Origin of the sequence: Enterobacter cloacae complex sp. P6RS (assembly GCF_014982245.1) — a bacterium.
Lineage (GTDB): Bacteria > Pseudomonadota > Gammaproteobacteria > Enterobacterales > Enterobacteriaceae > Enterobacter > Enterobacter bugandensis.
Genome location: NZ_JADCLB010000027.1, coordinates 83,519 through 92,355, shown reverse-complemented (window position 1 = coordinate 92,355; position 8,837 = coordinate 83,519). Strand labels below are relative to the sequence as shown.

At 55.7% G+C, this 8,837-nt stretch carries 10 protein-coding genes and 1 pseudogene; 6 read left to right on the top strand and 5 right to left on the bottom strand.

Translation table 11 applies throughout. From position 1 onward, the window contains the following. The coding region (locus INF73_RS19110; protein ID WP_193547308.1) for an S-type pyocin domain-containing protein at positions 1 to 898 on the top strand (898 nt) is incomplete at its 5' end. Continuing rightward, positions 899 to 1,150, top strand: coding sequence for a bacteriocin immunity protein (locus INF73_RS19105; protein ID WP_136343032.1), 252 nt, complete (start codon positions 899 to 901; stop codon positions 1,148 to 1,150). A 95-nt stretch (positions 1,151 to 1,245) separates the two neighbouring features. On the opposite strand, the pseudogene INF73_RS22295 reads toward INF73_RS19105, so the two are convergent. Further along, positions 1,246 to 1,326, bottom strand: a pseudogene (locus INF73_RS22295) (hypothetical protein); the annotation flags it as partial. A gap of 216 nt (positions 1,327 to 1,542) precedes the next feature. On the opposite strand from INF73_RS22295, the gene bssR reads away from it, so the two are divergent. Both bssR and INF73_RS19095 read left to right on the top strand, forming a co-directional pair. Beyond that, complete coding sequence (gene bssR, locus INF73_RS19100) at positions 1,543 to 1,926, top strand: biofilm formation regulator BssR (RefSeq protein WP_193540321.1); 384 nt, start codon at positions 1,543 to 1,545, stop codon at positions 1,924 to 1,926. A gap of 108 nt (positions 1,927 to 2,034) precedes the next feature. Further along, the gene (locus INF73_RS19095) at positions 2,035 to 3,153 is read left to right on the top strand and encodes a PQQ-dependent sugar dehydrogenase (RefSeq protein ID WP_048957049.1); all 1,119 of its coding nucleotides are present in this window, start codon (positions 2,035 to 2,037) and stop codon (positions 3,151 to 3,153) included. Here the strand turns inward: INF73_RS19095 and INF73_RS19090 are convergent, their stop codons facing one another. After that, complete coding sequence (locus tag INF73_RS19090; RefSeq protein ID WP_193540323.1) at positions 3,154 to 3,780, bottom strand: glutathione S-transferase family protein; 627 nt, start codon at positions 3,778 to 3,780, stop codon at positions 3,154 to 3,156. A 240-nt stretch (positions 3,781 to 4,020) separates the two neighbouring features. On the opposite strand from INF73_RS19090, the gene dacC reads away from it, so the two are divergent. Next, positions 4,021 to 5,226: a serine-type D-Ala-D-Ala carboxypeptidase gene (gene dacC, locus INF73_RS19085; RefSeq protein WP_032644979.1), complete on the top strand. Its 1,206-nt coding sequence runs from the start codon at positions 4,021 to 4,023 to the stop codon at positions 5,224 to 5,226. 39 nt (positions 5,227 to 5,265) lie between these two features. Here the strand turns inward: dacC and deoR are convergent, their stop codons facing one another. The 3 genes from deoR to INF73_RS19070 form a co-directional block, all read right to left on the bottom strand. Further along, positions 5,266 to 6,024: a DNA-binding transcriptional repressor DeoR gene (gene deoR / locus INF73_RS19080; RefSeq protein WP_041910685.1), complete on the bottom strand. Its 759-nt coding sequence runs from the start codon at positions 6,022 to 6,024 to the stop codon at positions 5,266 to 5,268. Between the two features lie 66 nt (positions 6,025 to 6,090). Further along, positions 6,091 to 6,699: an undecaprenyl-diphosphate phosphatase gene (gene ybjG, locus INF73_RS19075; RefSeq protein ID WP_028012487.1), complete on the bottom strand. Its 609-nt coding sequence runs from the start codon at positions 6,697 to 6,699 to the stop codon at positions 6,091 to 6,093. Between the two features lie 7 nt (positions 6,700 to 6,706). After that, positions 6,707 to 7,435, bottom strand: coding sequence for a phosphatase PAP2 family protein (locus tag INF73_RS19070; protein WP_193540325.1), 729 nt, complete (start codon positions 7,433 to 7,435; stop codon positions 6,707 to 6,709). Positions 7,436 to 7,603: 168 nt separating this feature from the next. Between INF73_RS19070 and INF73_RS19065 the strand changes: the two genes are divergently transcribed. After that, the gene (locus INF73_RS19065) at positions 7,604 to 8,836 is read left to right on the top strand and encodes an MFS transporter (RefSeq protein WP_048960865.1); all 1,233 of its coding nucleotides are present in this window, start codon (positions 7,604 to 7,606) and stop codon (positions 8,834 to 8,836) included. Position 8,837 lies beyond the last annotated feature (1 nt).

Below are 8,837 nucleotides of genomic sequence, written 5' to 3'. Positions count from 1 at the left end.
GGAAATCGCCGCTGGCGGCGCTGGTGCCTCCGTTGCCGGATTCCTGGTAGGCATGATGCCCGGCAAACTCAATGAAGGAGAACAGGACTTCATCGACCGTATGCGGCTTGCACAGATGCGTGAAGCGCCTACTCGCGTGCGTTACACCTGGGAGAATGACATCAACGGAAATCCCGTACCGCGTGGATATCACACGCCACCGGGTAAGGATATGGTGCGAGTCCGTAAGATGGAATGGGACCGCCGCTATGAGGCGTACACCTTCACCACTGAGGAAGAAAACCCCGTTACCCTTATCTGGACCCCGGATCATTCCGGTGTTAACGCTCCGTCAAACACAGGTAATCAGACACCTCCAAAGCTACCGGGAACCATCCTTGTTAACCCGTTACCGGATGGAACTCAGAGCACCAGCACAACAACCCCGGCACCGGATGAGAAAAATTTCGCGGATTATATTCTGATCCTGCCCGTATCAGACATCCCGCCAATTTATATCTATATTCGCAACAATCCGGGACAAGTCACTGGCAAGGGCAAGAAAGTGACAGGCACATGGTTAACCGATGCGGGTCAGGGGAATGGCTCTCCGATTCCATTTCAGATCGCCGATAAACTGCGTGGGCGTACCTTCTCCAGCTTCGACGGCTTCAGGGAAGCATTCTGGCTAGAAGTGAGCAAAGATCCTGAATTGAGCCAACAATTTAAACGAGGTAACTTAGGTAATATTCGAGCAGGAAAAGCACCCGCCCCGAGAGAATCCGAACAAGTTGGCGGCAAGATCAAATATGATATTCATCATATTAGACCGATCAGCGAAGGCGGCGAAGTGTACGACGTTGACAACATGGGCGTTGTAACACCGAAACGCCACATTGAGATCCATCGAGGTGAGTAATTGAAAAGCATAAGTGACTACACAGAAAACGAGTTCCTGGAGTTCGTCCGTAAACTCTTCAACGTTGCGGACACTTCAGAAAGTGAAGATATAAAAAACATACTGGAATTTAAGCGCCTGACCGAGCACCCTGACGGGTCTGACCTTATCTACTACCCCCGAGATGACCGTGAAGATAGTCCTGAAGGGGTGGTTAAAGAGGTTAAAGAATGGCGTAAAGCCAACGGTAAACCCGGCTTTCGTGAAGAATGAATTTGTGGGAGACAGCATTAAATGTTGATTAAAAGCGCCGGGTTTATATCCCGGCGTTTTTGCGTCTGGGTCAGTAATACCGGGGTTTAGAACAAAGTTAGCAATGAATTATTTTTGACTTTTGGGAAGCCCAGGGAGACGAAGCCGATTTTCGGCTGGTGCGTAACATTGCTCATAGGTTGAAAATTCATCAATTATGGAGTCATCAGGGCGGGATTTTACAGCGTATCGCGGGGGATTTATACACTCTTTGCAAGGCGGATGCGCCAGGCCGAGGTTGTAACATTGTAAATAATGTTAATCAGTTAAGAATAATTGATCTCAGGCATTAAACTGTACAAAAAATGACCTTATTCTGAATGTGCAACATGGCTGACAGAGGAGGAAATAGCATGTCCGTTGACAGACTGAAACGCGATCTGCTTAACAAGCTGATCAACGCCCGAATCGACCTGGCCGCCTATCTGCAGCTCAGGAAGGCAAAGGGCTATATGTCAGTCAGCGAAAGCGAACATCTGCGTGATAATCTGTTTGAACTGTGTAATTTCATGCGTGAAAAAGCACCGACCCTGAAGGCGGAATACGATGAATGCGAGCTGATGGCGCTGCGTCGCGCCGCTGAGGTGCTCTCCATTGCAGGGGTATGTTTGATGAACGGACGCCACGACTGCCCAAATTTTATCGCTGTTAACGCGGAGAAGCTTGAAAACTGCCTGACAACGCTCTCTCTTTGCATCACGTGTCTTAACAAGCACGAGACGCTTGCACAGCACTGAGTTCGGGGGGAGACAACTCCCCCCATCTGATTAAGCTTTTGTAAAAGTGGTAACGCGCCCGGAGGTAATGGCTAATCTTTATGCCATATGCCGAAAAAGGAGCGCTTTATGCCTCGATCCTCGTTGATTTTCCTGCCTGCATTGTTCATTCCGTTTTCGCTTCTTGCTGCGCCAGAGGCGGTAAAGGTTGAGGTGCTGCAAAACCGACTCGATCACCCCTGGTCGATGGCGTTCCTGCCGGGTAATGACGGTTTACTGGTCACTCTTAAGGGCGGGCAGCTCAAGCGCTGGCAGGCCGGGAAAGGACTTTCCGATCCCATTGTCGGCGTGCCGAAGGTGTGGGCGAACGGCCAGGGAGGACTGCTGGACGTGGTGCTGGCGCCTGATTTTGAAAAGTCGCGCCGCGTCTGGCTGAGCTACGCCGAAGCCGGGCGTGACGGCAAGGCCGGAACGGCGGTGGGCTATGGTCGCCTGAGCGACGATCTTTCCCGCATCGAGGGATTCCAGGTGGTGTTCCGCCAGATGCCGAAACTCTCAACCGGTAACCATTTTGGTGGGCGACTGGTGTTCGACGGCAAAGGGTATCTCTTTATTGGACTCGGCGAGAACAACCAGCGCCCGACGGCGCAGGATCTGGACAAGCTGCAGGGTAAGGTGGTGCGCCTCACCGAAGACGGTAAAGTGCCGCCGGATAACCCCTTTGTGAACACCTCCGGCGCGCGGCCGGAAATTTGGTCCTACGGCATTCGTAACCCGCAGGGGATGGCGATGAACCCTTGGAGCGACACGCTGTGGCTGAACGAGCACGGCCCGCGCGGCGGGGATGAAATCAACATCCCGGAGAAGGGCAAAAATTACGGCTGGCCGCTGGCGACGCACGGCATTAACTACAGTGGGCTGAAAATCCCGGAAGCCAAAGGCGAGCACGTTGAGGGAGCCGAAAAGCCGCTGTTTGTCTGGAAAGTGTCGCCCGCGGTCAGCGGCATGGCGTTCTACAATAGCGACGTGTTCCCGCAGTGGAAAAACAAGCTGTTTATTGGGGCGCTGAAGGAAAAGGACGTTATCGTGCTGAGCGTGGACGGCAATAAGGTGACGGAGGACGGGCGGATCCTGGGCGACCGGGAGCAGCGTATTCGCGACGTGCGGGTGGGGCCGGATGGCTATCTGTATGTCCTGACCGACGAAACGGACGGGCAGCTGTTAAAAGTCAGCCCGTCCGGTGCGTAATCAGGTAACCGGGATCATCACCACGTTACGGTACGCCGGGCGCTCGCTAAGCTGCTTAAGCCAGCGGTCAAGGTTTGGGTGCGGCGTCCATTTCAGACCGAGGTTGGTCAGGTTCCAGACGAACGGCGCTACGGCAATGTCCCCCACGCCGAACGTATCGCCGGAGAACCAGGCGTGCTTCGCCAGCTCATCGTCCATCATCGCAAACAGGTTTTCGCAGGCATCCTGCGCGGCATGAATGGCGGGGTAGTCACGCTCGGCTTCAGGGGTTCTCACCAGCCCCATCAGGATCACGCGGTGAACGGGAGAGAGCGTCTGATTTGCCCAGTCCATCCACTTCTCACCCTGCGCGCGCTGCGCCGGGTTTTCAACCCTCAGGCGGCCAAGACCGTACTGGGCGGCAAGGTAACGCACTATGGTGTTGGACTCCCAAAGCGTTGCGTCTGTTTCGTCATCGCGCAGCAGCGGCACCAGGCCGTTCGGGTTCATCGCCAGATAGTCGGCCTCTTTGTTCACGCCGAACGACATGCCAGCCATGATTTGGTTAAACGGTAAATCCAGTTCCTCCAGCGTCCAGAGCACTTTCTTAACGTTGGTCGAATTATTCCTGCCCCACAGCGTAATCATATTTACTCCTGATGAGTGTGAATCCGGGTCGGCTTTTTGCCATGGTGAGATAAACCTAACAATTACGCAACAGAAGACAAAAAAATCGCCTGAATCAAAGCGTAAATGAATGTTATTGCATAAACTTTAATAACTTTACCCTCGTTGGGTTTCTTTAACCGTTTTAGTGCGCTATTACTCATCGCTTCTTGCGACACGGTGATGTGACGTAATTTTTGAATGGACACTCGGGTGGCATTTATGACGCGAAAAATGACTTCTCTGCGCAGCCTGGCGGCAGGCTCTGCGCTCCTTTTCCTATTTGCACCAACACTCTACGCGGCTGAACAGGCTGCGCCCGAAGCGCCGCCTGTGGACGCGCGCGCCTGGATCCTGATGGACTATTCCAGCGGTAAGGTGCTGGCGGAAGGCAATGCGGATGAGAAACTCGATCCGGCCAGCCTGACCAAAATCATGACCAGCTATGTGGTTGGGCAGGCGTTAAAAGCGGGCAAGATCAAGCTGGACGATATGGTTACCATCGGGAAGGATGCCTGGGCGACCGGCAACCCGGCGCTGCGGGGCTCGTCGGTGATGTTCCTGAAGCCTGGCGATCAGGTCTCCGTCTCCGATCTGAACAAAGGGGTAATCATTCAGTCGGGAAATGATGCGTGTATCGCGCTGGCCGACTACGTTGCCGGCAGTCAGGATTCTTTTATTGGTTTGATGAATGGCTATGCGCAAAAGCTCGGCTTAACCAACACCACCTTCAAAACGGTCCACGGCCTGGATGCGCCGGGACAGTTCAGTACCGCGCGCGACATGGCGCTGCTGGGAAAAGCGCTGATCCACGACGTGCCGGATGAATACGCCATCCACAAAGAGAAAGAGTTTACCTTCAACAAAATTCGCCAGCCGAACCGCAACCGCCTGCTGTGGAGCAGCAACGTTAACGTGGACGGAATGAAGACCGGCACTACGGCCGGCGCGGGCTACAACCTGGTGGCCTCCGCGACGCAGGGCGACATGCGCCTGATCTCGGTGGTGCTGGGCACCAAAACCGACCGCATCCGCTTTAACGAGTCAGAAAAACTGCTGACCTGGGGCTTCCGCTTCTATGAAACCGTGACGCCGATTAAACCGGATGCCACGTTCGTCAGCCAGCGCGTCTGGTTTGGTGACAAGAGCGAGGTGAATCTGGGGGCGGGTGAGGCCGGTTCCGTGACCATTCCACGCGGTCAGCTGAAAAACCTGAAAGCAAGCTATACCCTGACCGAACCGCAGCTCACCGCGCCGCTGAAAAAAGGCCAGGTGGTCGGGACGATTGATTTCCAGCTAAACGGCAAGTCGATTGAACAGCGTCCGCTGATTGTGATGGAAGCGGTGGAAGAGGGCGGCTTCTTCAGCCGGATGTGGGATTTCGTGTTGATGAAATTCCATAGCTGGTTTGGCAGCTGGTTTAGTTAAGTTTTATGCCGGGTGGCGCTGCGCTTACCCGGCATAACCTCAATACATCAACTTCACCTGCTGTGCCTTTGCATGGGCCACAATCTCGTCATCGGGGCGGCAATCGCTGACGATGGCATCAAACTGCGCCAGCTCGCCCATTCTTGCCGAACGCACCTTGCCAAACTTACTGTGATCGACCACCAGCACATGATACTGCGCGGCATTTAACGCCCAGTTCTTCACCGGCAGCTCCTCCAGATTAAAGCAGGTTGCACCCTGGCGCACGTTCACGCCTGCCGCAGAATAAAACGCGATGTCCGGGCATAAATTGCTAAGCGTGTCCTGCAGGTTAAGCGGCTTAAAGATGGCGTTGCTGGCGTGAAACTCGCCGCCGCAGAGGATCACCCGGCACTCGGGTTTCTCCTGAAGCGCCAGAAAGGTGTTCAGGGAGTAGCACACGGCGGTAAAGGGAATACTGCTGTCGATGGCTTCGATAATCCACGGTGTGGTGGTGCCGCAGTCAAAAAACAGCGTCTGGTGCGGCTGAACCAGCGTAGCCGCAAGGCGCGCGGCTTTGCGCTTCTCTTCAACCAGACGCGTCTTCTGGTCGCTGATCAGATAATGGCTGGCGCTGCGCGGCTCAAGGACGATGTACCCGCCCAGCAGTACCACGGGGGCGCTGTCGCTGTTCAGATCGCGACGAATGGTCATCTCTGAGACGCCGAGGAGGTTGGCGGCTTCCTTCAGATGCAGCTTATCGCTGCGCTTCAGCGCCTGCAGCAGCTGAGCAATGCGGTCATCGCGTCGTGTTTCCATAGTTCCTCGGGATAAAAAAGTGAGCCCCCGCAGGGCGGGGGCTCAGTGTAACCTGTCCGGTTGGGGTTAGTCACGTATCCAGCCCTTGCGGATCGGGATGGCAAAAATGGCGCGATAGAGCGAAGAGAGCCCGCGGTAGAGCGCCTCTCCGAAGAGATTCCACAGGATAGCCGCGCTCACGCAGCCAATCAGCCCCACCAGGAAACCGCCCACCATATCCAGCGGCCAGTGGACGCCAAGGTAAACGCGCGACCAGGCGATAGCCACAGCGACTACCATCAGCACCGCACCCGACCACAGGCGATGCCAGAACAGGAAAGCCAGCGCGAAGGTGAAGATAACCGTACCGTGATCGCTCGGGAAAGAGTCATCCGGCGCGTGGTGCAGGAAGGTGTAGCCAATGCGATCGACAAAAGGACGATCGTGCGGGAACGCGTGGCCGAGAAGATAGCTGACCAGCACGCTTACCCCGAGCGCCATCGCGACTTTGATCACCAGCTGGCGCTGTGCCTTAACCTGGCTGCGCGGCCCCCACAGCCAGAGAATGGCAGCCAGCGCAGGCACGATGCTGATAAGGTCTTTCGCCAGAAAGGTGGCAAAATCAATCATCCACTCTGGCGAGGCCGGGGTGGCGTTGATCAGATAAAACAGCTGATAATTCAGATTCTCTAGCATAGCGTAATCACTCTTTTGCAAACCGGTTGGAAACCAGCCCGTAGACCGCCACCTGGGAAAACCAGACCCACCACCCGGCCCACAGGTTGTGAGAGAAAAAATGTGCCCCGCGCATCACCTGGCCGAAGCCCATCGCCAGACCCAGAACCGCGCCAAGGACCACAAAGCTCCAGGCGAGACGCGGACGCTCGCGCCAGAAGGCAAAAAACAGCCCCATCACCATAAAGCCGCTGGAAGAATGGCCACCCGGGAAGCAGCGGCCCGGGCCGCTGTCTGCCGGAACGGCGCTGAACAGGGGGTAAGACACGGCCTTACCGCCATATTCCACCAGATCCCACGGGCAGCTGTGGTGGCTGATGCTTTTCAGCACGCCAACCACCAGCGCGCCAAGCCCCATCAGCAGCGCGGCTGTGACAAGCCTTGCGTTACGTTTGTAAGCGCCGTAAAGCAGCGCCACGGCGCCTAAGCCAATCGCAATGTACTTCGCCAGACGATGGTTCAGCAGATCCAGCAGGTGGTCTTTCTGCAGCGGGAAAGTCTGTGTCGCCGCGTCATACCAAAAACCGGTGATCCATCTGTCGAGCGCTTCATCGCGCGATAGCCACGTAAACACCACGGCAAGCGCCACTAGCACCAAAAGCTGATAACCATAAAAGCGGGACGGTAAGCGGTAAAGCTGTTTTGTCTTATTAGTCTGTAAGTTAGACAATTCTGAACGGCTGGAGGTGAGTGCCATAGTTAGGGATCATTGACGAGTAATCGCGCTATCATAAATCTGTCAACTTAAGGAAACCTTAAACGAAGACGATATGTGCTTTATTTCTGTTTCCCCTCGATAAATCACTATCTCGGATTACGGCATTTCATTACACTCGTCGCGATTTTGTCATTATAAAGAGATTGCATGTTAAACCGTTCTTCTTCTGGTTCACGTCTGGGTCGTCAGGCGTTGCTTTTCCCTCTGTGTCTGGTGCTCTACGAATTCTCTACCTATATCGGCAACGATATGATCCAGCCCGGTATGCTGGCCGTTGTGGAGCAGTACAACGCGGGAATCGAGTGGGTGCCGACCTCCATGACCGCCTATCTGGCTGGCGGCATGTTTTTGCAGTGGCTGTTAGGCCCGCTGTCGGATCGTATTGGCCGCCGTCCGGTGATGCTGACGGGCGTGGTGTGGTTTATCGTTACCTGCCTCGCCACGCTGCTGGCGCAAAACATTGAACAATTTACGCTGCTGCGTTTCCTGCAGGGGGTGAGCCTGTGCTTTATCGGCGCCGTGGGGTATGCCGCCATCCAGGAGTCGTTTGAGGAGGCGGTGTGTATCAAAATTACCGCGCTGATGGCTAACGTGGCGCTGATCGCCCCCTTACTCGGGCCGCTGGTGGGGGCCGCGTGGGTGCACGTTGCGCCGTGGGAAGGGATGTTTGTGCTCTTTGCTGTTCTCGCCGCCATCGCGTTCTTCGGCCTGCACCGCGCGATGCCGGAAACGGCTACCCGTCTGGGCGAAAAACTCTCGCTGAAAGAGCTGGGCCGGGATTACAAAGCCGTGTTGCAAAATGGCCGCTTTGTGGCGGGAGCGCTGGCGACCGGATTCGTTAGCCTGCCTCTGCTGGCGTGGATCGCGCAGTCACCGGTTATTATCATCAGCGGTGAAAAGCTCAGCAGCTACGAGTACGGCCTGCTGCAGGTGCCGATCTTTGGCGCGTTGATTATCGGTAACCTGGTGCTGGCCCGTCTGACGTCTCGCCGCACCGTGCGTTCACTGATTATCATGGGCGGCTGGCCGATTGCGGCAGGGCTGATTCTGGCTGCGGTAGCGACCGTCGCGTCATCCCACGCCTACCTGTGGATGACGGCGGGGCTGAGCATTTATGCCTTCGGAATTGGTGTGGCGAACGCTGGCCTGGTGCGCCTGACCCTGTTTGCGAGCGAGATGAGTAAAGGTACGGTCTCTGCGGCGATGGGCATGCTGCAGATGCTGATTTTTACCGTCGGTATCGAGGTGAGCAAGCACGCTTACGCGCTGGGCGGCAACGGGTTGTTCAGCCTGTTTAACCTCGCTAACGGCGTGCTGTGGGTTGGCCTGATGGTGGTGTTCCTGAAGGACAAACGTGTCGGAAACGCCCTGCAACCATAAT

What these genes read in the sequence shown, in the direction of transcription:
- INF73_RS19095 (WP_048957049.1), top strand. Translation starts at nt 2,035, where the DNA reads ATGCCTCGATCCTCGTTGATTTTCCTGCCTGCATTGTTCATTCCGTTT.
- deoR (WP_041910685.1), bottom strand. Translation starts at nt 6,024, where the DNA reads ATGGAAACACGACGCGATGACCGCATTGCTCAGCTGCTGCAGGCGCTG.
- INF73_RS19065 (WP_048960865.1), top strand. Translation starts at nt 7,604, where the DNA reads ATGTTAAACCGTTCTTCTTCTGGTTCACGTCTGGGTCGTCAGGCGTTG.
- bssR (WP_193540321.1), top strand. Translation starts at nt 1,543, where the DNA reads ATGTCCGTTGACAGACTGAAACGCGATCTGCTTAACAAGCTGATCAAC.
- dacC (WP_032644979.1), top strand. Translation starts at nt 4,021, where the DNA reads ATGACGCGAAAAATGACTTCTCTGCGCAGCCTGGCGGCAGGCTCTGCG.
- INF73_RS19090 (WP_193540323.1), bottom strand. Translation starts at nt 3,780, where the DNA reads ATGATTACGCTGTGGGGCAGGAATAATTCGACCAACGTTAAGAAAGTG.
- INF73_RS19070 (WP_193540325.1), bottom strand. Translation starts at nt 7,435, where the DNA reads ATGGCACTCACCTCCAGCCGTTCAGAATTGTCTAACTTACAGACTAAT.
- ybjG (WP_028012487.1), bottom strand. Translation starts at nt 6,699, where the DNA reads ATGCTAGAGAATCTGAATTATCAGCTGTTTTATCTGATCAACGCCACC.